Consider the following 23,983-nt stretch of genomic DNA (forward strand, 5'->3'; position numbering starts at 1 on the left):
AAATCTTGGCAATAAACATCAAGAACCACCCGTTCGCGACACAATGCCAACCAACATGAACGTTTTTCCTCACAAGCCAAGGTGCGACCAAACGTCGCACAAATGTAGTTTTACTACTACTCGTGTCGTGTAAAAGCATGAAATGCGAAAGCAAATGTAGTAAAACTACAACGCGCCGGAAGACACCCCGGTAATCCAAGAATTCACGACGTCTGCCCATAAGGCCAGTCGCAATCTCAGGCAATCGATTCTGGTTGCCTTTCCGCCCTGGAGCAAGCCATGCAAGACCTCGATCCAATCGAAACCCAGGAATGGCTGGATGCCCTGGAGTCGGTCCTCGACAAAGAAGGCGAAGACCGCGCTCATTACCTGATGACCCGTATGGGCGAGCTGGCCACCCGCAGTGGCTCCCAGCTGCCATATGCGATCACCACGCCATACCGCAACACCATCCCTGTCACCCACGAAGCACGCATGCCTGGCGACCTGTTCATGGAACGCCGCATTCGCTCGATGGTGCGTTGGAACGCGCTGGCCATGGTCATGCGTACCAACCTGAAAGACTCGGACCTGGGCGGACACATCTCTAGCTTCGCCTCCAGTGCCACCCTGTACGACATCGGCTTCAACTACTTCTTCCAGGCCCCTACCGAAGAACACGGCGGCGACCTGGTCTTCTTCCAGGGCCACGCATCGCCAGGCGTCTACGCCCGTGCCTTCATGGAAGGCCGTATCAGCGAAGACCAGATGAACAACTTCCGCCAGGAAGTGGACGGCAACGGCCTGTCTTCGTACCCGCACCCATGGTTGATGCCTGATTTCTGGCAGTTCCCGACCGTTTCGATGGGTCTGGGCCCGATCCAGGCGATCTACCAGGCACGCTTCATGAAGTACCTGGAAGCCCGTGGCTTCATCCCGGCCGGCAAGCAGAAGGTCTGGTGCTTCATGGGCGACGGTGAGTGCGACGAGCCGGAATCCCTGGGTGCAATCGCCCTGGCCGGCCGCGAGAAGCTGGACAACCTGATCTTCGTCATCAACTGCAACCTGCAGCGCCTCGACGGCCCGGTTCGCGGCAACGGCAAGATCATCCAGGAACTCGAAGGCGTGTTCCGTGGCGGTGGCTGGAACGTCAACAAAGTCGTCTGGGGCCGTTTCTGGGACCCACTGCTGGCCAAGGACACCAACGGTGCCCTGCAGCGCCGCATGGACGAAGTCATCGACGGCGAGTACCAGAACTACAAAGCCAAAGACGGCGCGTACGTTCGCGAGCACTTCTTCAACACCCCGGAACTCAAGGCCATGGTCGAAGACCTGTCCGACGAAGAGATCTGGAAGCTCAACCGTGGCGGTCACGACCCGTACAAGGTCTACGCGGCGTATCACCAGGCTGTTAACCACAAAGAGCAGCCGACCGTCATCCTGGCCAAGACCATCAAGGGTTACGGCACCGGTGCTGGCGAAGCCAAGAACACCGCGCACAACACCAAGAAGGTCGACGTCGACAGCCTGCGTCACTTCCGTGACCGCTTCGACATCCCGGTCAAGGATGCCGACCTGGAGAACCTGCCGTTCTTCAAGCCGGAAGAAGGTTCTGCCGAAGCCAAGTACCTGGCCGAGCGCCGTGCTGCCCTGGGCGGTTTCGTGCCACAGCGCCGTGCCAAGAGCTTCAGCGTGCCGACCCCGCCACTGGAAACGCTGAAAGCGATCCTGGATGGCTCGGGCGACCGCGAAATCTCCACCACCATGGCCTTCGTGCGTATTCTGGCGCAGCTGGTCAAGGACAAGGACATTGGCCAGCGCATCGTCCCGATCATCCCGGACGAAGCCCGTACCTTCGGTATGGAAGGCATGTTCCGCCAGTTGGGCATCTACTCGTCGGTCGGCCAGCTCTACGAGCCAGTCGATAAAGACCAGGTGATGTTCTACCGCGAAGACAAGAAGGGCCAGATCCTCGAGGAAGGCATCAACGAAGCCGGCGCCATGTCGTCGTTCATCGCTGCCGGTACCTCGTACAGCTGCCACAACCAGCCGATGCTGCCGTTCTACATCTTCTACTCGATGTTCGGTTTCCAGCGTATTGGCGACCTGGCCTGGGCCGCTGGCGACAGCCGCACCCGTGGTTTCCTGATCGGCGGTACCGCCGGCCGTACCACCCTCAACGGTGAAGGCCTGCAGCACGAAGACGGTCACAGCCACATGATGGCGGGCACCATCCCGAACTGCCGCACCTACGATCCGACCTACGGCTACGAGCTGGCGGTGATCATCCAGGACGGCATGAAGAAGATGACCGAAGAGCAGCAGGACATCTTCTACTACATCACCGTGATGAACGAATCCTACCAGCAACCAGCCATGCCGGCCGGTGTCGAGGAAGGCATCATCAAGGGCATGTACCTGCTGGAAGAGGACACCCGCGAAGCCGCACACCACGTACAGCTGATGGGCTCCGGCACCATCCTGCGCGAAGTCCGCGAAGCCGCGAAGATCCTGCGTGAAGAGTTCAACGTCGGTGCCGACGTGTGGAGCGTCACCAGCTTCAACGAACTGCGCCGCGACGGCCTGGCCGTGGAACGCGCCAACCGCCTGAAGCCTGGCCAGAAGCCACAGCAGACCTACGTCGAGCAGTGCCTGAACGGTCGCAAAGGCCCGGTCATTGCCTCTACCGACTACATGAAGCTGTTCGCCGAGCAGATTCGCCAGTGGGTACCGAGCAAAGAGTTCAAAGTCCTGGGTACCGACGGTTACGGTCGCAGCGACAGCCGCAAGAAGCTGCGTCACTTCTTCGAAGTCGACCGCCACTTCGTGGTGCTGGCTGCCCTGGAAGCCCTGGCTGACCGTGGCGAGATCGAACCCAAGGTTGTCGCAGACGCTATCGTCAAGTTCGGTATCGACCCGGACAAGCGCAACCCACTGGACTGCTGAGGAGTATTTTTAAGTGAGCGAACTCATTCGCGTACCTGACATCGGCAGCGGTGAAGGTGAAATCATCGAGCTGTTCGTCAAGGTCGGTGACCGTATCGAGGCTGACCAAAGCCTGCTGACCCTGGAGTCCGACAAGGCCTCCATGGAAATCCCGGCGCCCAAGGCCGGCGTCATCAAGGAGCTGAAGGTCAAGCTGGGCGACCGCCTGAAAGAAGGCGACGAGCTGCTGGTCCTGGAAGCCGAGGGCGCCGCTGCTGCGGCCCCTGAGGCACCGGCTGCTGCCGCTCCGGCTCAGGCAGCTGCGCCGGCTCCCGCCGCCGAAGCCACCCCTGCTCCGGCCGCAGCCCCGGCTGCCGCCAGCGTGCAGGACATCCATGTGCCGGACATCGGTTCGTCGGGCAAGGCCAAGATCATCGAAGTACTGGTCAAAGTCGGCGACACCGTCGAAACCGACCAGTCGCTGATCACCCTGGAGTCCGACAAGGCCTCCATGGAAATCCCGTCGCCGGCCGCCGGCGTGGTCGAAGAAGTACTGTGCAAGCTGGAAGACGAAGTCGGCACTGGCGACCTGATCTTCAAGTTGAAAGTGGCGGGTGCAGCCCCGGCTGCCGCGCCGGCACCAGCTGCCGCCCCTGCGCCAGCCAAGGCTGAGGCTGCTCCGGCCGCCGCACCGGCCGCACCGGCTGCTGCCCCCGCACCGGCTGCTACCGCACCGGCCGCTGGCAGCAATGCCAAGGTTCACGCAGGTCCCGCTGTTCGTCAGCTGGCCCGTGAATTCGGTGTCGAGCTGGGTGCAGTTGCTGCCACCGGCCCGCACGGTCGCATCCTGAAAGAAGACGTGCAGGTCTACGTCAAGGCCATGATGCAGAAGGCCAAGGAAGCGCCGGCAGCCGCCGGTGCGACCGGTGGTGCTGGCATCCCGCCAATCCCTGCCGTGGACTTCAGCAAGTTCGGTGAAGTGGAAGAAGTGGCCCTGACCCGCCTGATGCAGGTCGGTGCTGCCAACCTGCACCGCAGCTGGCTCAACGTGCCGCACGTGACCCAGTTCGACTCTGCCGACATCACCGAGCTGGAAGCCTTCCGCGTGGCGCAGAAGGCCGTGGCCGAGAAGGCTGGGGTGAAGCTGACCGTGCTGCCACTGCTGCTCAAGGCCTGCGCCTTCCTGCTCAAGGAACTGCCGGACTTCAACAGCTCGCTGGCGCCAAGCGGCAAGGCCATCATCCGCAAGAAGTACGTGCACATCGGCTTCGCCGTGGACACCCCGGACGGCCTGCTGGTCCCTGTGATCAAGAACGTCGACCAGAAAAGCCTGCTGCAACTGGCTGCCGAAGCCGCTGCACTGGCCGAGAAGGCGCGCACCAAGAAGCTGTCGGCTGACGAGATGCAAGGCGCTTGCTTCACCATCTCCAGCCTCGGCCATATTGGCGGCACCGGCTTCACGCCGATCGTCAATGCGCCGGAAGTGGCTATCCTGGGCGTCTCCAAGGCGACCATGCAGCCAGTCTGGGATGGCAAGGCCTTCCAGCCAAAGCTGATGCTGCCGCTGTCGCTGTCCTACGATCACCGTGTGATCAACGGCGCTGCCGCCGCGCGCTTCACCAAGCGCCTGGGCGACGTGCTGGGCGATATCCGCACCATGCTGCTGTAAGGCAGCACTCTGCCCCTCCTTGCGAGGGGCAGTTCCCTTTTCGAGCTGCCACGCTCGTACCTCAACCCCGTCGATTGGCGGGGCTTTTTTTTGCCTGGAAAAAGCTGGGAGGGCTTCGCCCTCCTTTCGCGACACAAGGCCGCTCCCACAGGCAATCGCAGTCCATTGTGGGGGCAACTGTCTTGCTCAATTTCTGAAAGCTGGCGCGATCCGTGTGGGAGCGGCCTTGTGTCGCGATGGGCCGCAAAGCGGCCCCAAAATCTCCAGCCAAACTACAGAATCGGCCACGTCAGCCGATAACCTGTCCACAGCATCAAGCATGGCCGCTTGCCAGCCCTCGGGACATGATGCAACCTTGCCAAATCCGCCGCAGCCAAAAGGCAGCGTTCCCTCTTCAAGCGAGTCTTCGATGAAAAGCCAACCCGATGCCGCCAGCCGTGTGGCGGCCGAGGTCGTGACGCAGTTACCCGTGCCCTCGCGGCTCGGCATGCTGCGTTTCGAAAGGCTCAACGAAGCCACCTGGGCCATGCTCTACCTTGACCCGGCCTGTGAGCGCCAGTTCGGCATGCAAACCGGCGAGCTGTGTGCCCTGATTGACGCGCCCTACGCTAGCCTGATGGAACCCGAAGCACGCTACCGGCTGCACGACGAAATCCAGTTGCAACTGGCCCAACGCGGCTACTACCGCGTGCGTTACACCCTGCACACGCCGAGCACCTCGCTGCGCCTGCTGGAAGCGGGTGAAGCTTACAAACAACACAACCGCCAGCTGTTACGCGGCTACCTGAGCGTACTCGACGACCAGCAGGAAGATAGCGGCGAACTTGGCGCCAGCGACCTGGAGTCACGCAACAATCGCTTGCAGCTGGCCCTGCAACTGAACCAGCGCACACAGCAAGAACAGCTGGAGCACCTGGAGCGTGTGCGCGGCCAGCAGGACCTTATCCTGCGCCTCGCCCGCCAGCGCTACAGCGCGGGCAACTCGCTACTCGAAGCGGCCCAACTGATCACCCAGAGCGCCTGCGAAATCTACAAGGTCGACTGCGCCAGCATCTGGCACCTGGAAGACCAACGCCTGGAACCGATCATCGCCTGGTACCGCGATGCGCAGGAGCACCGCCAGCCCGAAGCCATCGATGCCAGCCGCTTCCCCGACTACCTGGATGCACTGCACGCAAGCCGCGCCATTGACGCTCACAACGCCGGCCACGACCCGCGTACCCGTGCTCTGGCGCAAAGCATGCGCCCGGAAAACAAGGCCATGCTCGACGCCAGCATCCGCGTCGATGGCCAGGTGATCGGCGTGTTGTGCCTGGAGCAAAGCGGCCAGCCAAGGGCCTGGCAGTCGGACGAGATTGCCTTTGCCGGCGAGCTGGCCGACCAGTTCGCCCAAGTGATCACAAACCACAAACGGCGGGCCGCGGCCAGTGCCCTGCATCTGTTCCAGCGCGCGGTCGAGCAGAGCGCCAGCGCCTTTCTGCTGGTGAACCGCGACGGCCGGGTGGAGTACGTCAACCCCAGCTTCACCGCCATCACCCAGTACAGTACCGACGAAGTGCAGGGCCGCCAGTTGGGCGAGCTACCGGCACTGGAGAACCTCAGCGAACTGCTGTTCGACTCGCCGTCGAGCCTGGCCATGGGCAACAGTTGGCAGGGCGAGTTCAAGAGCCGGCGCAAGAACCTGGAGCCGTACTGGGGCCAGTTGTCGATCTCCAAGGTATACGGTGACAACCGTGAGCTGACCCACTACATCGGCATCTACGAAGACGTCACCCAGACCAAGCTGGCCCAGCAACGCATCGAGCGCCTGGCTTACACCGACAACCTCACCAACCTGGGCAATCGCCCGGCGTTCATTCGCAGCCTGGACGAGCGCTTCGCCCGCGATGGCGAAAGCTCGATGTGCCTGCTGTTGGTGGACATCGACAACTTCAAGCGCATCAACGACAGCCTTGGCCACCAGACCGGCGACAAGCTGCTGATCAGCCTGGCCAGGCGTCTGCGCAACAGCCTGCACAGCGGTGGCATCCTCGCGCGCTTTGCCAGTAACGAGTTCGCCGTGCTGCTCGACGACACCAGCCTTGAAGATGGCCAAGGCGTTGCCCAGCAGTTGCTGTGCACCCTCGACAAGCCGATGTTCGTCGATAACCAGTTGATCAACGTCACCGCCTCGGTAGGCTTGGCCTGTGCACCGTTGCACGGCATCGACCCAGCCAGCCTGATGAAGAATGCCGGCCTTGCATTGCACAAGGCCAAGGCCAACGGTAAACACCAGGTACAGGTGTTTACCGAAGTGCTCAATGCCGAAGCCAGCTACAAGCTGTTCGTCGAAAACAACCTGCGCCGTGCCCTGACCCAGAATGAGCTGGACGTGTTCTACCAGCCCAAGCTGTGCCTGCGCAGCGGTCGCCTGCTGGGCCTGGAAGCACTGCTGCGCTGGAACCACCCCGAACGCGGCATGATCCGCCCGGACCAGTTCATCAGCGTGGCCGAGGAAACCGGCCTGATCATCCCTATCGGCAAATGGGTGGTGCGCCAGGCGTGCTGCATGAGCCAGCAACTGCGCAAGGCCGGCCTGGGCAACCTGCATGTAGCCATCAACCTGTCGCCCAAACAGTTCTCCGACCCGGACCTGGTGGCGTCAATCAGCACCATCCTCAAGGAAGAAGCCCTGCCCCCGCACCTGCTGGAGCTGGAATTGACCGAAGGCCTGCTGCTGGAAGCCAGCGAGGACACCCACCGCCAGCTGGATGAACTGAAGGCCCTGGGCCTGACCTTGGCCATGGACGACTTCGGCACCGGTTATTCGTCGCTGAGCTACCTGAAGAAGTTTCCGATCGACATCCTCAAGATCGATCGCAGCTTCATCAACGAAATCCCCGACAACCAGGACGACATGGAAATCACCTCGGCGGTGGTGGCCATGGCCCATAACCTGAAGCTGAAGGTGGTGGCCGAAGGGATCGAGACGCCGGAGCAACTGGCGTTCCTGCGCCGCCACCGCTGCGACGTGGGCCAGGGTTACCTGTTCGACCGGCCAATTCCCGGGCGCGAGCTGGCTGAACGGCTGAAGCGCTATCCGCGTGGCCCGCTGGCCTGACAGCTGCGTAATCCTCGGGCACTATAGAAGCCATTCGGGCCCTTTCGCGGGCACGCCTGCTCCCACAGGAACACCACAACCTTTGAAACCTGTGCTGTACCTGTGGGAGCGGGCATGCCCGCGAAGGCCCAAACCACTCCCCCACTGAATAAACACAGAGGAACGGCCATGGTCCTGCGTTCGGAAATCCTGGTGAACAAAAACGTCATGCCCACTGCGGAACAGGCCCTGCCTGGCCGCGACACGCCAATGAGCCTGCCCGAGTTCCACTACGTCTTCAAAGACACCCCGCTGCTCGGCCCGTTCTTCGAAGGCGCCATCGACTTCGCCATCTTCGGCCTGGGCTGCTTCTGGGGCGCGGAGCGCCGCTTCTGGCAGCGTGAAGGTGTGGTCAGCACCGTGGTCGGCTACGCCGGCGGCTTCACCCCGCACCCTACCTACGAAGAAGTCTGCTCGGGCCTGACCGGCCACACCGAAGTGGTGCTGGTGGTGTTCGACAAGGACAAGGTCAGCTACCGCGAACTGCTGGCGATGTTCTGGGAGCTGCACAACCCGACCCAAGGCATGCGCCAGGGCAACGACATCGGCACCCAATACCGCTCGGCCATCTACTGCACCAGCCCGGAACAGCTGGAACAGGCCAAGGCCAGCCGCGACGCCTTCCAGGCCGAGCTGAGCAAGGCCGGCTTCGGTGAAATCACCACCGAAATCGACCAGGCACCGACCGTATATTTCGCCGAGGCCTACCACCAGCAGTACCTGGCCAAGAATCCGGACGGCTACTGCGGCATCGGTGGCACCGGCGTGTGTCTGCCACCCAGCCTGCAAGGTAACTGAAGCATGAGCACGATGACCCTGTTCCACTCGCCGTTGTCGCCTTTCGTGCGCAAGGTCATGGTGGTGTTGCACGAAACCGGCCAGCTTGAGCGTGTGCAGTTGCAGCCGGTGAACATCAGCCCGGTGAGCGGCGACCCGCAGCTCAACCTGGACAACCCGATCGGCAAGATCCCGGCCCTGCGCCTGGAAGACGGCACCGTGCTGCATGACAGCCGGGTAATCTGCGAGTACCTCGACATGCAGCACGTAGGCCTGCCGCTGCTGCCGCGAGAAGGCTCGGCGCGCTGGCGGCGCATGACCTTGGTATCACAGGCCGATGCGATCATGGATGCGGCGGTGTCGAGCCGTTATGAGAGCTTCCTGCGGCCAGAAGAAAAGCGCTGGGAGGGCTGGCTGCAGGCGCAGGGTGACAAGATCCGCCGGAGCCTGGCCAACCTGGAGCAGGAGCACTTGCCGGAGCTGATGTCCGGCTTCGACCTGGCGGCGATTGGCGTGGCCTGTGCGCTGGGCTATCTGGATTTGCGTCAGCCCGGATTCGGCTGGCGTGAGCGCCAACCTGGATTGGCGGCGTGGTATGCCGAGGTGGTCAAGCGGCCATCGATGGTCGCTACAGCGCCAGTGGCCTGACAGTTCCCCTTCGCGGGTGAACCCGCTCCTACAGGTTTCCACAGTGTTCGCTATCTGTGGTGGGCTTGTGGGAGCGGGCGTGCCCGCGAAGGCCTCACCTCGGTATCACAGGAAACAACAGCCCGATCCTGAGGGCCAACCAGCGCCCGATCTCTTTGTCCTCCCTCATGCCGCCCTCCCCACCCGTGCCCAGTCCAGCCGCCGGGTCAGCACCATGAACACCCCAAGCAGGCCGAAACACAGCAGCGACCCCATCAGCAGCGCATAGTCTTCGGCACTCAGCAGCCCGAAGAGCAGCGCGTACAACGCCGCCAAACCCGCGGCAAAACCCACCCCTCGCCCCAGGCTGCGCAACACATGGCTCAGGTAGAAGCCGATCAGCAGCACACAGGCTGAAGCCGACAGCCCATACGCCAAACCAAAACCGATGTGCTCGGACAACGACAGCAGCAGCAGATAGAAGAACGCCAGCGCCACGCCCACCAGGATGTACTGCACCGGGTGCACACTCAGGTTCTTCATTACCTCGAACAGGAAGAAACCGGCAAAGGTCAGGGCAATGAACAACAACGCGTATTTGATCGCCCGCTCGCTTTTCAGGTACTGGTCCACCGGGTCTATAAAACTCACGCCAAAGCTGCGCTCACTGAAATCTGCACACTGCCCGGCGTTAGCGCACTGGCGTATCGCGTCCTCAAGGTTGGTAGCGAAGAACGAGGTTTGCCAGTGGGCACTGAAGCCTTGAGCATCGATATCGCGGCGGTTGGGCAAGTAGTTGCCGACGAAGCTCGGGTGCGGCCAGTTGGCGCGCATGTCCACGCTGCTGGTACGGCCCACGGGCACCACGTGCAACTGGCCGGTACCTTGCAGCGCCAGGTCAAAGCCATAGCTGAACGCTCGCGCCTGTAGCCCGTCCAGCCCCGGCAGGCTGGCGTGCACGCCGCCACGCATCCAGTCGAGCTGGGTGCCGGCCTCGAACGGCACTTTTTGCTCGTCCATGCTCAGCTCCAGAGCACTTTCGATACCGCGGATATCACTGATGCCCACCACCAGGAACGGCGTGTCGAAGCGGTAGTCGTCAAAGTCCTTGTCGATCCCCCAATGCTCCGGGAGCTTGAAGCGGCCGCTGATACGGCCTTTGGCGTGGAACAACCGCGCCTGGTAGATGCCTCGGGCGCGCAGTTCGGTGTCCACACCCAGGTCGGCGTCGAAGGTTTCCGGCAGAAAGTACAGGTGGCCGGCGATGGTGCTGGTTTCCTGGGTACGCTCACCGTCCTTTTCGATCCAGCGGCGCTGGTACTTGCGGTAAGGCACCACCAGCAGCGGGCCGCTGAGTTGCTGATCGAAGCTGGTGCTCTGGGCGATATCGCGCAGCACGCCGTCGCGCATGGCCTGGCGTTCGTCGATCAGGCCGTTGATCAGCAGTAGTGGGATGAGCAACAGCAACATCAGCATGGCGATCATGCCGAGTTTGAAACCTAGGGTCTTGTTCATGTGGCCTCCTGTGGCAGTGGGCGCAGTGTCTGCGTCTTGCATGGAGGCTTTGTGGAGAGCGTGTGTGATTTACGTGTATTTGGGGCTGCTGTGCAGCCCCGGCTATCTCAGCTAATGCGCCGCACCGGCAGCCACAACCGCACCCGCACCCCGCCATCGACGTTGTCCACCGCCAAGGCCCCGCCATGCAGCTGCATCACCTCGGCCACGAAATTCAGCCCCAGCCCAGTGCTCTTGCGCCCGCTCCCGGGCCGCGGCAGCGAGTAGAACCGCTCGCTGACCCGCCCGATGGCATACGCCGGTATCGCTTGCCCCTGGTTGAACAAACTCAACGCTACCCGTTCGCCATCGCGCTCCAGGTCGAACAGCAGCGTGCCACCTTCCGGGGTGAAGTCCAGCGCGTTGTCGAGCAGGTTGGCCAACGCCTGGCGCATCAGGAACGGATCGCAGCGCAAACGCAAAGTGGCAGGCACCCGCTGACGTACCTGCAAACTGGCGCCTTCGATACGCGCCGCATGGGCCAGCAACAACTCATCGACCAACGCCGCCAGCGCCACCTGCTGCTCGTCCTCCAGCGCCTGCATCTGCTCGACCCTGGCCAGGTTGAGCAGCCGCTCGATCATCTGCTGCAAACGCTTGCTCTCGCGCTCGATATTGCCGGCAAAGCGTGCCCGCTGATCAGCGGGCATATCCTCGCCCTGCAACAGCTCGGAAGCACCACGGATGGCCGCCAGCGGGCTTTTCAGCTCGTGAGTCAGGGTGTGCACGTAGCGCTCGACATAGGCCTTGCCTTCCAGCTGGGTGCGCATGCGCTCCACTGCCTGTGCCAGGTTCGCCAGCTCGCCGCCCTTGTAATGCGGAAGCTCCGCACGCTCACCTTCGCTGACCGCCTGCGCATAACCTGCCAACTTGCGCAGTGAGCGCGCAAGCCACCACGATAGAGCCGCGCCGATCAGCAAGCCCAGGCCGATCAGGCCCAGCCCCAGGGTGAGCAGGCGCCGCTCGGAGCGGTCAATGTAGGGTTGCAATGAGCTATTGGGCTTGGCGACAGTGACAACGCCGATGATCTTGCCGTCGTCGATGATCGGTGCGCCAACGTGCATCACCGAGGTGCTTTCATCGTTGGGATCGCTGCGGGTGGAGCGGGCGCCATATTGGCCACGCAGGGTCAGCAGCACGTCATTCCACTGCGAGTAATCCTTGCCCAGGGCCTCGCCACTGGAGTCCAGCAACACGATGCCCTTGGCGTCAGTGACGTAGATGCGGTGGCTGACCTGGTTCTTGGCCAGCCCCCAGATCTGTGCGCCCGGGCTGCGCGAGCCGTAGGCCTTGAGCACCTCGGGCAGGCGGCCCTGGTTCAGGGTGCCGGCCTTGACCTCATCCCGCAGGATTTCTGCCAGCAGGTTGGCAGTGTCTACCAATGTTTCTTCAGAGGATTGGCGTACCACCGGGCGAATCTGTTCGCGTACGGTATTGAGCAAGAAGTAACCGGCCAAGCCGACGAACAGGAAGTACACCAGGAAGATGCGAATGCCCAAGCGCATCAGGCGTGGTCCGGGCTATAGCTGTAACCGAGGCCGCGATGGGTCTGGATCGGCTCGGCATCACCCGCTACCTGGCGCAGCTTGGCGCGCAGGCTCTTGATATGGCTGTCGATGGTGCGCTCATAGCCCACGTCGGAGGCCACGCCCAAAGCGTCGAGCAGCTGTTCGCGGCTGAACACCCGCTGCGGTTGTTCGAGCAGGCATTGCAGCAGGCGGAACTCATGCCGGGTCAGCGTGAGCGGCTGGCTGCGGTAGGTGATCTGCATGCGCAGGGTGTCGAGCTGGAACAAGGAGGTTCCGCCGGCAGCCTCGGCCCTCGGGGCCATGCGTTTGAGGATCGCCCGAACGCGCGCTGCCACTTCACGAGGGCTGAAAGGTTTTACCACGTAGTCGTCGGCGCCGATTTCCAAGCCTACTACGCGGTCGATTTCACCGTCCCGGGCGCTGAGAAACATCACCGGCACCTCGGTGAACCGGCGCAGCTGGCGACAGGTTTCGAAGCCACTGATGTCGGGCAGGCCGATGTCGAGGATGACCAGGTCGGCCGGGCGCTGGCGCTGCTGGTCGAGGGCGGCACTGCCCAAGGTTACCCACTCGGTGCTGTGACCGTCGGCCTGCAGGGCGTAGACCAGGGTGTCGGCGATGGCGGCTTCGTCTTCGACGATGAGGATATGGGGCATGGCGTCCGGCCTTGCGGTTTTGAAGGTTGGCACATCTCAGTGTAGGAGCGGGCTTGCCCGCGAACACCGGCGAAGCCGGTGCCTGACACCACATTATGTGTGTTCGCGGGCAAGCCCGCTCCTACATTGTATGGCGCACGCTTCAGATCAACAGCCTGGCTTGCCAGCAGTGAACTTTTTCGCCGGGTTGACCGCAGCCTTGAACTCGCGCAGCGCCTTGGAACCCACCAGCAGCGGGTAGTTGAAGTTGCTGCGGTCCACCAGATTCACCTCGACGGTGCGCTTCACATCCCCCAGGCACAACGCCAGGTCGACCACCGGGCGCTTGGAGACCTCTGGCGCATCCCCTTCGTCCTCTTCATCGGCACGGCCCTTGATCTTGCTGATGCGCGAGACCTTGTGCTCATACACCTTGCCGTCCGAGTCCTTGGTCGCCAGGCGGAAGCGCACCCACTCGTCCCCATCGCGGGTGAACAGCTCGATATCCTTGGCCGACAGCGACGCGGTGAAGGCGCCGGTGTCCATCTTGGCTTTCAGGGTTTCACCCAGTTCGGGCAGGGCGATGTTCTCGTAACGGCCGTAGAGGGTGGGCTCGGCGGCCATTACCGGCAGCGCCAACATCGACAACAGGGCTAGCAGTGGTTTCACAGGCAGGCTTCCTTGAAAAGGGTCAGTGCTTAGACTGCACTGGCAAGAGAGGTTCGCTTCCACAAGACTAAACAACATAACGTGAAACATTTGTTCGCGCCGCCGGGCATTGGACATTTGGCGTAGGCCACCGCCCTGCTTATCATTGCCAACCGTTCATCTCCCACAACAAGAGTCTCTTTATGCGTCGCCTGCTGACCGGCATTCTCACTACCACCCTGCTGCTGCTCAACACTGTGGTGTTGATCTGCCCGCTGCTGGTCTTCGCCCTGCTCAAGCTGGTGTTGCCGGGCCGTGGCCGCGACTACGCGTCGTGGGCGGTGATGTGGGTGGCCGAAACCTGGTCGGAAATCGACAAAGCCATCTTCGCCCTGTGCATCCCTACCCAGTGGGACATCCGTGGCGTGGAAAACCTGCGCAAGGACACCTCGTACCTGGCCGTGAGTAACCACCAGACCTGGGTCGACATCCCGGCGTTGATCGAAAGCCTCAACCGCCGTACACCGTTCTTCAAGTTCTTCCTGAAAAAGGAACTGATCTGGGTACCGTTGCTGGGCCTGGCCTGGTGGGGGCTGGATTACCCGTTCATGAAGCGCTACAGCAAGGCGTTTCTGGAAAAGCACCCGGAGCTCAAGGGCAAGGACCTGGAAATCACCAAGGCGGCCTGCGAGCTGTTCAAGCGCCAGCCGGTGACCGTGGTCAATTACCTGGAGGGCACCCGGTTTACCGAAGCCAAGCGCCAGGAGCAGCAGTCGCCGTATCGCTACCTGCTCAAGCCCAAGGCGGGTGGTGTGGCGTTTGTGCTCGCGGCATTGGGCGAGCAGCTGGATGCCCTGCTGGATGTGACCATCGTGTACCCCGGCAACAAGGCGCCGGGGTTCTGGGACCTGCTCAATGGCAGCATCAGCCGGGTGATTATCGACATTCAGGTGCGGGAGCTGGACCCGGCGTTGTGGGCGGGGGATTACGAGAATGATCCCGAGTTTCGTCAGGCGGTGCAGGCTTGGGTGAACCAGTTGTGGGTGGCGAAGGACCAGCGGATCGAGCAGCTGCGGGCGGAGATGGGCTGAGACCTCTGCCGCCTGAGCTGGCCTCTTCGCGGGTAAACCCGCTCCTACGCGGATTACCACATCCCCAAGGATAGGCTCTACCTGCGTAGGAGCGGGTTTACCCGCGAAGAGGCCGAAGCAGGCAGCCGGTTGACATCAGCACGGTTACGTTGCGCCCCCTGATAATTCTGCTAGTTGTGCCCGGCCTCGCAAAGACGAAGACTTAAGCAGCATGTCTCTTGCGAGCCGCTCTCAAGTGAAAATCACCGCCCTGGTCTACAGCCCTTACGGGCACATCGGCAGCCAAGCAGGTAGAGCCACGATAATAGGCTTCAAGGATGAACGATTTGATCCGCTCCTTGGCACCTATGCATTGGGGCGAGGATACCGAAGCTATAGTCCAGCCTTGATGCGCTTCCTCAAGCCCGATGATCTCAGCCCGTTCAGCGACGGTGGCTATAACGCCTACGCATACTGTGCCTGTGACCCCATCAATTACCGGGATGATACAGGGCAACAACGGGAATTCGCCAATTTACAAAAGTTTTGGGAGCAAAAGTCTAACCCGAAACCTCACCGAACAGCACCGCTGACAAAAAAGCTTGCGGCGCAGGTAATAGAGCCTCCTCTGTTGAACACCAGGCACTCCGCTTCACACCATTTGGCGAAAACAAAGACTGTTGCCTTTAACAAAGACATAACGATCAAGACGTACCTGAAGGAACAGATTGCCCACAAAAACCGCCTTCTCAAAGAAAGACGGTCATTAGCCATCTATATAAAAAATCTCACTGAACGCGCAGCGCAAAAACAGCAAGAATACACCGAGCTTTTGAAACCATCTTCGAAAGCCTTCGCCAAAATCCAAGGGATCAGTGACCAACGATATCGTAAAGAAATGGAATCACGCGAAGTCTGGCTGACTGAAGCACAATATCGAATCAGAGCCCTGGAAGTGACGCTCAAGACCTTCGATGTATGACGTCTGGCCTTGTGATAATCTCAAACCGATGGCGTACTCACTGGCGCTGGGGTGGTCCACAGGCTACCCAGGTTCTGCAGCAACGACCCGGCGATGCCCTGCTGGCCGAGGTACTGCAGGATCAGCGGGGCGAACTGGCCGATCATTCCAGTGTCCATGCCCAGTGCCTTGAACGCATTGTCCAGGTCATTACGGTTCTCCACGTCGTTGCCCAACGCGTTGCTCAATGCCGACTGGCTTTCGCTGTTCTTGCCCAGCAAATCGCCCAGCCCGCTCAACCCACCCAGCATATTGGCACCGGACAACAGGTCCAGACCCGGCACGGCCTTGGTCAATTGGCCATAGTCCTCACTGCTAAGGTTGTTGCGCGCCAACCCCAACATCGCCCCTGCGCCGCCCACGGCCTGTTCGGGGGTGATCTTCAATTCGCTGCCCAAGGTGTTGAGCAGATTGGCCTGCGCCTCGGGGGCCTGCACCTGGCCTTGCTGTTGCGGGTTCTGCATGGCGGACACGGCATTGGCGGCGTCGCTGAGGTTGAAGGCGAACACCGGGCTGGCGGCCAGGGTCATCAGGGTTGCCAAGGTGAGTGCTTTCATCGGAAGGGACCTCGTCGGCCGGGATGGCCTGGAAAACGAAGGGTTTGACTGGAAATCTGGGGGATTGTTCCGGGCCCCAACAGGCGCATACCTGATATTTCTGCCAGTAGTCAATTGCTCAAGACACTCCAGATAATCGTAGTGCCCACGCCATCCATTTCCGGGGCCAACTGCAGACAACGGGAGCACGTCGGTGAAAAACAGTCCTGATACCCCCAAATATTTCTACCAGACCAACAAACTGACCACTGTCATTGGAAACGATCAGAAGCGTTCAATCCTGCGGATTGGAACGCTCCCTCTTGCTGAATCCGCTGGCAAAGAAGCAAGAAGCTCCCAGCTTCTCGCAACGGATGAGATGGATTCAGTCCTTGTCGTGAGCACGCCTGACGGAAAGCAAAACAATCACAACTATACCCCCTTTGGATACAACGACAAACTGCCTTCAGGATCCACAGCGTTGGGATTCAACGGCGAGTTCATATTGGAAAACATGCACCTTTATCTTCTAGGCCAGGGACACCGTGGCTTTAGCACCGAGATGAGACGGTTCATCGGACCGGACAACGCTGAAAGCCCATTCGCCCGAGGCGGGGTCAATGCTTTCGCGTACTGTGTGAATGACCCAGTCAATCGGAAAGACGAAACGGGGATGTGGAGCCTTCTCAAGCCTAGAACGTGGTTTCGTAGTAACCAAGTAAAATTGGAGCAGCGTCTGGAAAGCATCGAGGTTATTAATGCAGAACTGAAAAAGCAAACCACCAATCTCACCAGTTTAGTCGAGGAAAGAACATACGGAGGAAAAACAGTCGAGAAACAAATTAAGGCCAATGCAAAAACCGTACAAAAAACGCTTAAACACAGCAAAAGAAAGGCACACGGCATAAATAAATACGTAGAAAAGAAAGATCATGCATACATTTTCTCCGAACATTACTACGCCGAAGAATCCATAAAAAGTTCAAAACCTGATACTTACCGCCCAACGAGCGGGCACACCGATAGTGGAAACATGTTCTACACGCAAAAAAAATATGACGATCCTAATGACGACAGAAACTACCAATTCGGGGCAGTCGACTCAAACAATGAGACGCGCCGGCCAAAATCGAAGTAATTAACTGTCTGCATGAAAATGACTGCGCAGTGGCCCTTCGCTCCAGGGCCACTCACCAGGCTTCGGAACTGATGAGGTATGTGCGGGCGGCGCTCGATTTCAAAAGCGATGAAAGGCTTATTACAAGCACCTCCGGCCGAGATGCCTTATCAGAATAGACAAAAAGCCCCTCGATGCGAGGGGCTCTTTTTACTCGACGCTGATTACGCCGCACCCCACATTTTGTGCGGGTCGATAACGAATTTCTTCGGCACACCCGCATCAAACTCGCCATACCCTTCCGGCGCCTGATCCAGGTTGATCACCTGCACCCCCACCACTTCAGCAATGTTGATGCGATCCCACATGATCGCCTGCATCAGCTGGCGGTTGTATTTCATGGTCGGGGTCTGGCCGGTGTGGAAGCTGTGCGATTTCGCCCAGCCCAGGCCGAAGCGGATGCTCAGCGCGCCGATCTTGGCTGCAGCATCCACAGCGCCTGGGTCTTCGGTCACGTACAGGCCCGGGATACCGATGTTGCCGGCTACGCGGGTCACTTGCATCAGCGAGTTCAGCACGGTGGCCGGGGCCTCGTGCTTGGCACCTTCGTGGCCATGGCCACGGGCCTCGAAGCCGACCGCGTCGACGGCGCAGTCCACTTCCGGCTCGCCGAGGATGTCGACGATCTGCTCGTGCAGCGGAGTGTCCTTGGACAGGTCGACCACTTCGAAGCCTTGCGACTTGGCGTGGGCCAGGCGGGCCGGGTTCAGGTCACCGACGATCACACAGGCGGCGCCCAGCAGGCGCGCCGAGGCCGCGGCGGCCAGGCCGACCGGGCCGGCACCGGCAACGTAGACAGTGCTGCCTGGGCCTACGCCAGCAGTCACGGCACCGTGGTAGCCGGTGGGCAGGATATCGGACAGGCAGGTCAGGTCACGGATCTTTTCCATGGCCTTGTCACGCTCGGGCAGCTTCAGCAGGTTGAAGTCAGCGTACGGCACCAGCACGTATTCGGCCTGGCCGCCGGTCCAGTCGCCCATGTCGACGTAGCCGTAGGCACCGCCGGCGCGGGCCGGGTTTACAGTGAGGCAGACACCGGTGTGCATCTCTTTGCAGGAGCGGCAGCGACCGCAGGCGACGTTGAACGGGACCGATACCAGATCGCCGATCTGCATGCGCTCAACGTCGCGGCCCTTCTCGACGATTTCACCGGTGATTTCGTGGCCCAGGACCAGGCCGACCTGGGCAGTGGTGCGGCCACGGACCATGTGCTGGTCAGAACCGCAGATGTTGGTGGAGACCACCTTCAGGATGACGCCGTGTTCGATTTTCTTGCCGCGCGGGTCCTGCATTTTCGGGTAGTCGATGTGTTGCACTTCGACCTTGCCGGCGCCGAGATATACCACTCCACGATTGCCAGACATTGCTTGTACCTCGCTTGATTATTATTTATGCAGCGTTGGTTGAAGCGCCGCCATCCGTGGGCGGCATGTACTACTGGAATGCAGGGAATTGTGGGCCGGATGGGGCCGGACGCACTGACTGGAAGCGACAGGGAGATGCCTTTTAGCGGCAGGGGTGTCGTTGGGGAATATGGGCAAACGGAGGGGCGGCCTGTGCGGGCCTCTTCGCGGCTAAAGCCGCTCCTACGGGGGACCGCACCAACCCGAGGGCTGTGCTGTACCTGTAGGAGCGGCTTTAGCCGCGAAGAGGCCGGTACCGGTTATTACAGAACGACAGTCCGGTTGGCGTTGAGGAACACCCGCCGCTCGATGTGATAACCCACAGCCCGCGCCAGGGTCAGGCATTCAATATCCCGCCCTTTGGCAATCAGGTCTTCGGGATAGTGACTGTGATCCACCACCTCGACGCCCTGGGCAATGATCGGCCCTTCGTCCAGGTCGTTGTTGATGTAGTGCGCCGTGGCACCAACCATTTTCACGCCCTTGTTGTACGCCTGGTGATAAGGCTTGGCGCCTTTGAAACCCGGCAACAGCGAGTGGTGAATATTGATCGCCCAACCATCCAGACGGCGGCACAGCTCAGGCGACAGTACCTGCATATAGCGCGCGAGGATCACCAGCTCGGCGCCGGTTTCCTCGATCACCTGCAGCACCTTGCGTTCTTGCCCAGGCTTGTCCTTGGGGTCGAGGGCGAAGTGGTAGTAAGGGATCTTGTGCCACTGCGCCAGCGGTTCGAGATCAGGGTGGTTGGACACCACCGCGACCACATCCATGCCCAGTTGGCCAATACGCTGGCGATACAGCAGGTCATTCAGGCAATGGTCGGCCTTGGACACCATGATCACCACCTTGGGGCGGTGGTTGGGTGCGGTCAGCTCGAAAGCCATGCCGAACGCTTCGCTGCGCTCAGCGAGGCCGGCCCGGAAGCCCGCCTCGTCGAAATCGTCCGGCTGACGGAACTCGACGCGAATGAAGAAGCGTCCCGACTGCCGGTCATCGAAGGAGTGGTGCTCCGTCACGTAGCAGCGCTGCTCGAAGAGGTAACGCGTCACCACGTCGACGGTACCGAGCATGCTCGGGCAGTCGGCGGTGAGAATCCAGGTATCCGGTGCCCGACTCATGTTCTGGTCTCCTTAAGCTTCGATGCTCAAGCCGTATTCGGCAGAAGCGTCCTGCAGCCACAGCCACCAGTAGTCGGCAAAGCTGCGGCGAATCACCAGCTCCCAGGTGTCTTCTGCAGTGCGGCGGATCACCAGTTGCGACTTGGCGAACACGGTGCCCACAGCCTTGCCCACCGGGAAGTTGTTCGGGTGAACATCATAGCTGGTGGACTTCATCAGCACGTCGCGCACGTTCGGGCCGCGCAGTTCCAGCAGGCTTTGCCCGCCACTGACATTGACGACCTGAATGTGCTGGCCTTCAAGGGCCGCGCGCAGCTTTTGCTCGACTGCCAGCTCCTGGCCGCCGGGTACGATCAGCAACCACTCGTCGGGGCCGACCCATTGCAGCGACATATCCTTGTTGGCGACCACGGTCAGCGCCACTGGCAGCTCCAGGCCAAGGGCCTTGTGCACGCCGGCGGCGAATTCCGGGTTGTGGCCATCACCGCGCAGGGTGAGGTGGCCGAGGAACTTGCGTTCACGCAGGGTCACGCCTGCGTTCTTGCGGCCTTTGCCTACCAGGCTGGCCAGGTCGGCATGGTGCAGTGGCGACTGGGCTTTGGCCTCGGCGCCGGGGTTTTGCTGGAAGACGTTGATAGCGCTCATTTCTTACCTGCCTTGAATTCTGGATTCGACCACGATGCCTGCGGGAGACGGCCATCCTGTGGGAGCGGGCATGCCCGCGAATGCGATGTTGAATTCACCGCCCTCTTCGCGGGCACGCCCGCTCCCACAGAGACCTCATTCCACGCCTGGCACCGGTTGGACCGGGGGCCTTAGACGTTCTGCCGCTCACCCTTCGGATCGAAGAACACCGAAGACACGATTTCCGCCTCGATCACGCTGCCATCTGCCTGCGGCGAGTAGACACGCTCGCCCATGCGCTTGAGGCCGCCTTTGACCACACCCATGGCGAACGAGTAGCCCAGGGAGTTGGACGCGTAGCTGGAGGTGACGTGGCCGACCATGTCCATCGGGATTGGCTGTTTCGGGTCGAACACCAGTTGGGCGCCTTCCGGCAGCCACTTGGTCGGGTCGACCGGTTTCAGGCCCACCAGCTGCTTGCGGTTCTCACGCACGCAGTCTTCGCGGTTCATGCCACGCAGGCCGATCCACGAGAACGGCTTGTTGCGGCCAACGCACCAGCTCATGTTCAGGTCGTCCGGGTTCATCGAACCATCGGTGTCCTGGCCAACGATGATGAAGCCCTTCTCTGCACGCAGTACGTGCATGGTCTCGGTGCCGTACGGGGTCAGGTTGTACTTCTTGCCAGCTTCGATGATCTGTTCCAGCACGCCCATCGCGTAGTTGGCCTGCACGTTCACTTCGTACGACAGCTCGCCGGTGAACGAGATACGGAACACGCGGGCCGGCACGCCACCGACGTTGCCTTCCTTCCAGGTCATGAACGGGAAGGCTTCCTTGTCCATGTCGATGTCGGTCAGCTCGCTCAGCAGCTTGCGGCTGTTAGGGCCGGACAGGGTCATGGTGGCCCAGTGGTCGGTGACCGAAGTGAAGTACACCTTCAGCTCTGGCCATTCGGTCTGGTGATACAGCTCCATCCACTGCAGCACGCGGGCAGCGCCGCCGGTGGTGGTGGTCATGATGAAGTGGTTGTCGCCGACGCAAGCGGTTACGCCGTCGTCGAAGACCATGCCGTCTTCCTTACACATCAGGCCGTAGCGGGCCTTGCCCACGTCGAGCTTGGTCCAGGCGTTGGTGTAGATGCGGTTGAGGAATTCGCGCGCGTCCGGGCCCTGGATGTCGATCTTGCCCAGGGTCGAGGCGTCCAGCAGGCCCACGCTGTCGCGCACGGCCTTGCATTCGCGAGTCACGGCAGCATGGATGTCTTCACCGGCTTTCGGGAAGTACCACGGGCGCTTCCACTGGCCGACGTCTTCGAACTCGGCGCCGTTCTTCACGTGCCAGGCATGCAGGGCAGTGAAGCGCACGGGCTCGAACAGGTGACCACAGTGACGGCCCGCTACCGCGCCGAACGTCACCGGCGTGTAGTTGGGGCGGAACATGGTGGTACCCATTTCCGGGATGGTGATGCCGATCGAACGGGCGGCGATGGCCAGGCCGTTGATGTTGCCCAGTTTGCCCTGGTCGGTACCGAAGCCCAGCGCGGTGTAGCGCTTGACGTGCTCGACCGACTCGAAGCCTTCACGGGTGGCCAGCTCGATACCGGCTGCGGTCACGTCGTTCTGCTGGTCGACGAACTGCTTCGGCCCCTTGGTGCCTTTGTCGTGCGGCACCAGGAACAGTGCCACAGTGGCCTCTTCCTTGCGCGCCACGGTTTTTGGCAGGGTGCCGACAGTGGCCTTGAAACCGGCCTCGGTGGCTGCGCGGACGCCGCCCTCAAAGCCATCGGCAATCACATCGCCCAAGGCATATACGCCGTTGATACCACCGACGCACTCACGCTTCTGCGGCGCATCGCCCGGCACGAAGCCAAGGATGTCGTCACGCCATACCGGGCGACCGCCCAGGTGCGAAGCCAGGTGCACGATAGGGCTGTAACCACCCGAGGACGCGATCAGGTCGCACTCGAGGACTTCGCCTGGGCTGGTGACTTTGTGCGCCTGCACATCGATGGCCGCCACGCGGGCACCGGTAACGTGCTTGCTGCCTTTGGCCTCGACCACGGCGCTGGAGGTGAGGATGCGAATGCCTTTGGCACGCGCTTCTTCAACCAGCGAGCCACGTGGGTTGTGGCGGGCGTCGGCGATGGCGACCACTTGCAGGCCTGCGTCGTGCCAGTCCAGCGCGGCGCGATAGGCGTGGTCGTTGTTGGTCGACAGTACCAGCTTGCGACCCGGCGCCACGCCATAGCGGCGAACATAGGTGGAAACAGCACCGGCCAGCATGTTGCCCGGCACGTCGTTGTTGCCATACACCAGTGGGCGCTCGTGGGCGCCGGCAGCCAGTACCACGCGCTTGGCGCGGACGCGGTGCACGCGGTGGCGAACCTGGCCGATCGGGGCGCGATCGCCGAGGTGGTCGGTGAGGCGCTCGTGAATGGTCAGGAAGTTATGGTCGTGGTAGCCGTTGACCGTGGCACGTGGCAGCAGGGTTACTTCCGGCAGGCTTTCCAGCTCTTTGACCACGGCGTTGACCCAGTCGGCGGCAGGCTTGCCGTCGAGGGTTTCGCGGGTGTCGAGCAGGCTGCCACCGAACTCTTCCTGCTCGTCAGCCAGGATCACACGGGCACCGCTGCGCGCAGCGGCCAGTGCAGCAGCCAGGCCAGCAGGGCCGGCGCCGACGATCAGCACATCGCAGTGCCGGTTCATGTAGTCGTAGCTGTCAGGGTCGTTCTGCAGCGGCGCACGGCCCAGGCCGGCGGCTTTACGGATGTACTTCTCGTAAGTCATCCAGAACGATTTGGGGTACATGAAGGTTTTGTAGTAGAAACCCGGCGGCATCATGCTGCCGCCAACCTTGCCGAGGATGCCCATGACGTCGTTGTTGACGTTCGGCCAGCCGTTGGTGCTGGTGGCGACAAGACCCGCGTACAGCGCCTGTTGGGTAGCGCGCACGTTGGGGATCTGGGTAGCTTCGCTGGAGCCGATCTGCAGGATGGCATTCGGCTCTTCGGTACCGGCAGCGATGATGCCGCGCGGGCGCGAATACTTGAAGCTACGGCCGACGATGTCGACGCCGTTGGCCAGCAACGCGGCGGCCAGGCTGTCACCGGCATAACCCTGGTAGGTCTTGCCGTTGAAGGTGAAGTTCAGGACCTTGCTGCGGTCGATACGGCCGCCGCTGGCGAGGCGATAGGTCTGGCTCATACTTTTTCCCCTTGGCCTTTGACGGTCGACGTGGCGCTGGCGGCTTTGCCGTTGGCGGTCACTTGCGGCTTCTCGCCAATCTTGTAGGTTTCCAGAATTTCGTAGGTCACGGTGTCACGGGTGACGTTGAAGTACTGGCGGCAGCCGGCAACGTGGTCCCACAGTTCATGGTGAATACCGCGTGGGTTGTCACGGTAGAACATGTAGGTACCCCACTCCTCGTCGGAGCAGGCGTTAGGGTCCAGCGGGCGGGCGATGTGCGCCTGGCCAGAGGCGTGGAACTCTTCTTCGGAGCGCAGCTCGCCGCAGTGGGGACAGAAAATATGCAACATGACGGTGTCTC

At 61.4% G+C, this 23,983-nt stretch carries 18 protein-coding genes; 8 read left to right on the forward strand and 10 right to left on the reverse strand.

Translation table 11 applies throughout. From position 1 onward, the window contains the following. Positions 1-279 precede the first annotated feature (279 nt). From aceE to ACF8EF_RS04425, 5 genes are all read left to right on the forward strand, one after another. Positions 280-2,925 (forward strand): pyruvate dehydrogenase (acetyl-transferring), homodimeric type, encoded by a 2,646-nt coding sequence (gene aceE, locus ACF8EF_RS04405; RefSeq protein WP_003255651.1) that lies wholly within the window; start codon positions 280-282, stop codon positions 2,923-2,925. Between the two features lie 13 nt (positions 2,926-2,938). Beyond that, positions 2,939-4,573, forward strand: coding sequence for a dihydrolipoyllysine-residue acetyltransferase (aceF, locus tag ACF8EF_RS04410; RefSeq protein WP_339444533.1), 1,635 nt, complete (start codon positions 2,939-2,941; stop codon positions 4,571-4,573). A gap of 409 nt (positions 4,574-4,982) precedes the next feature. Further along, a complete protein-coding gene (locus ACF8EF_RS04415) occupies positions 4,983-7,673 on the forward strand; it encodes a bifunctional diguanylate cyclase/phosphodiesterase (RefSeq protein WP_176683554.1) in 2,691 nt (896 codons plus the stop codon). 168 nt (positions 7,674-7,841) lie between these two features. Next, positions 7,842-8,510 (forward strand): peptide-methionine (S)-S-oxide reductase MsrA, encoded by a 669-nt coding sequence (msrA, locus tag ACF8EF_RS04420; protein WP_010951691.1) that lies wholly within the window; start codon positions 7,842-7,844, stop codon positions 8,508-8,510. Positions 8,511-8,513: 3 nt separating this feature from the next. Further along, the gene (locus ACF8EF_RS04425) at positions 8,514-9,137 is read left to right on the forward strand and encodes a glutathione S-transferase (RefSeq protein WP_392460594.1); all 624 of its coding nucleotides are present in this window, start codon (positions 8,514-8,516) and stop codon (positions 9,135-9,137) included. Between the two features lie 165 nt (positions 9,138-9,302). Here ACF8EF_RS04425 and creD read toward each other — a convergent pair whose 3' ends face one another. From creD to ACF8EF_RS04445, 4 genes are all read right to left on the reverse strand, one after another. Then, positions 9,303-10,631: a cell envelope integrity protein CreD gene (gene creD / locus ACF8EF_RS04430; RefSeq protein ID WP_392460595.1), complete on the reverse strand. Its 1,329-nt coding sequence runs from the start codon at positions 10,629-10,631 to the stop codon at positions 9,303-9,305. 107 nt (positions 10,632-10,738) lie between these two features. Beyond that, positions 10,739-12,175, reverse strand: coding sequence for a two-component system sensor histidine kinase CreC (creC, locus tag ACF8EF_RS04435; RefSeq protein WP_392460596.1), 1,437 nt, complete (start codon positions 12,173-12,175; stop codon positions 10,739-10,741). Next, on the reverse strand, positions 12,175-12,855 hold the full coding sequence (creB, locus tag ACF8EF_RS04440; protein ID WP_209968628.1) for a two-component system response regulator CreB: 681 nt from the start codon (positions 12,853-12,855) through the stop codon (positions 12,175-12,177). The genes creC and creB overlap by 1 nt, the downstream gene beginning before the upstream one ends. A 147-nt stretch (positions 12,856-13,002) precedes the next feature. Further along, positions 13,003-13,503, reverse strand: a complete 501-nt coding sequence (locus ACF8EF_RS04445) for an ATP-dependent zinc protease (RefSeq protein WP_176683559.1) — start codon at positions 13,501-13,503, stop codon at positions 13,003-13,005. Positions 13,504-13,685: 182 nt separating this feature from the next. Here ACF8EF_RS04445 and ACF8EF_RS04450 point away from each other — a divergent pair, with 182 nt between their 5' ends. Next, positions 13,686-14,573 carry an acyltransferase gene (locus ACF8EF_RS04450; protein WP_076402456.1) on the forward strand — a complete coding sequence of 296 codons (888 nt, stop codon included), beginning with the start codon at positions 13,686-13,688 and terminating at the stop codon, positions 14,571-14,573. A 211-nt stretch (positions 14,574-14,784) separates the two neighbouring features. After that, positions 14,785-15,534, forward strand: coding sequence for an RHS repeat-associated core domain-containing protein (locus tag ACF8EF_RS04455; RefSeq protein WP_392460597.1), 750 nt, complete (start codon positions 14,785-14,787; stop codon positions 15,532-15,534). A gap of 20 nt (positions 15,535-15,554) precedes the next feature. Here the strand turns inward: ACF8EF_RS04455 and ACF8EF_RS04460 are convergent, their stop codons facing one another. After that, positions 15,555-16,130 (reverse strand): DUF2780 domain-containing protein, encoded by a 576-nt coding sequence (locus ACF8EF_RS04460; protein WP_020191608.1) that lies wholly within the window; start codon positions 16,128-16,130, stop codon positions 15,555-15,557. A 193-nt stretch (positions 16,131-16,323) separates the two neighbouring features. Here ACF8EF_RS04460 and ACF8EF_RS04465 point away from each other — a divergent pair, with 193 nt between their 5' ends. Continuing rightward, positions 16,324-17,247, forward strand: a complete 924-nt coding sequence (locus tag ACF8EF_RS04465) for an RHS repeat-associated core domain-containing protein (protein WP_392460598.1) — start codon at positions 16,324-16,326, stop codon at positions 17,245-17,247. A gap of 203 nt (positions 17,248-17,450) precedes the next feature. Here the strand turns inward: ACF8EF_RS04465 and fdhA are convergent, their stop codons facing one another. The 5 genes from fdhA to ACF8EF_RS04490 all read right to left on the reverse strand — a co-directional run bounded on the left by fdhA (position 17,451) and on the right by ACF8EF_RS04490 (position 23,972). Further along, positions 17,451-18,650 carry a formaldehyde dehydrogenase, glutathione-independent gene (gene fdhA / locus ACF8EF_RS04470; protein ID WP_011953256.1) on the reverse strand — a complete coding sequence of 400 codons (1,200 nt, stop codon included), beginning with the start codon at positions 18,648-18,650 and terminating at the stop codon, positions 17,451-17,453. A gap of 302 nt (positions 18,651-18,952) precedes the next feature. Then, positions 18,953-19,810 carry a formyltetrahydrofolate deformylase gene (gene purU, locus ACF8EF_RS04475; RefSeq protein WP_016714526.1) on the reverse strand — a complete coding sequence of 286 codons (858 nt, stop codon included), beginning with the start codon at positions 19,808-19,810 and terminating at the stop codon, positions 18,953-18,955. A gap of 12 nt (positions 19,811-19,822) precedes the next feature. Next, a complete protein-coding gene (locus tag ACF8EF_RS04480) occupies positions 19,823-20,455 on the reverse strand; it encodes a sarcosine oxidase subunit gamma (protein WP_014589391.1) in 633 nt (210 codons plus the stop codon). A 170-nt stretch (positions 20,456-20,625) separates the two neighbouring features. Next, positions 20,626-23,640 (reverse strand): sarcosine oxidase subunit alpha, encoded by a 3,015-nt coding sequence (locus ACF8EF_RS04485; RefSeq protein WP_021782656.1) that lies wholly within the window; start codon positions 23,638-23,640, stop codon positions 20,626-20,628. After that, a complete protein-coding gene (locus ACF8EF_RS04490; RefSeq protein WP_003255679.1) occupies positions 23,637-23,972 on the reverse strand; it encodes a sarcosine oxidase subunit delta in 336 nt (111 codons plus the stop codon). The genes ACF8EF_RS04485 and ACF8EF_RS04490 overlap by 4 nt, the downstream gene beginning before the upstream one ends. Positions 23,973-23,983: the final 11 nt, after the last annotated feature.

Origin of the sequence: Pseudomonas sp. zjy_15 (assembly GCF_043101865.1) — a bacterium.
GTDB classification, from domain to species: domain Bacteria; phylum Pseudomonadota; class Gammaproteobacteria; order Pseudomonadales; family Pseudomonadaceae; genus Aquipseudomonas; species Aquipseudomonas putida_Y.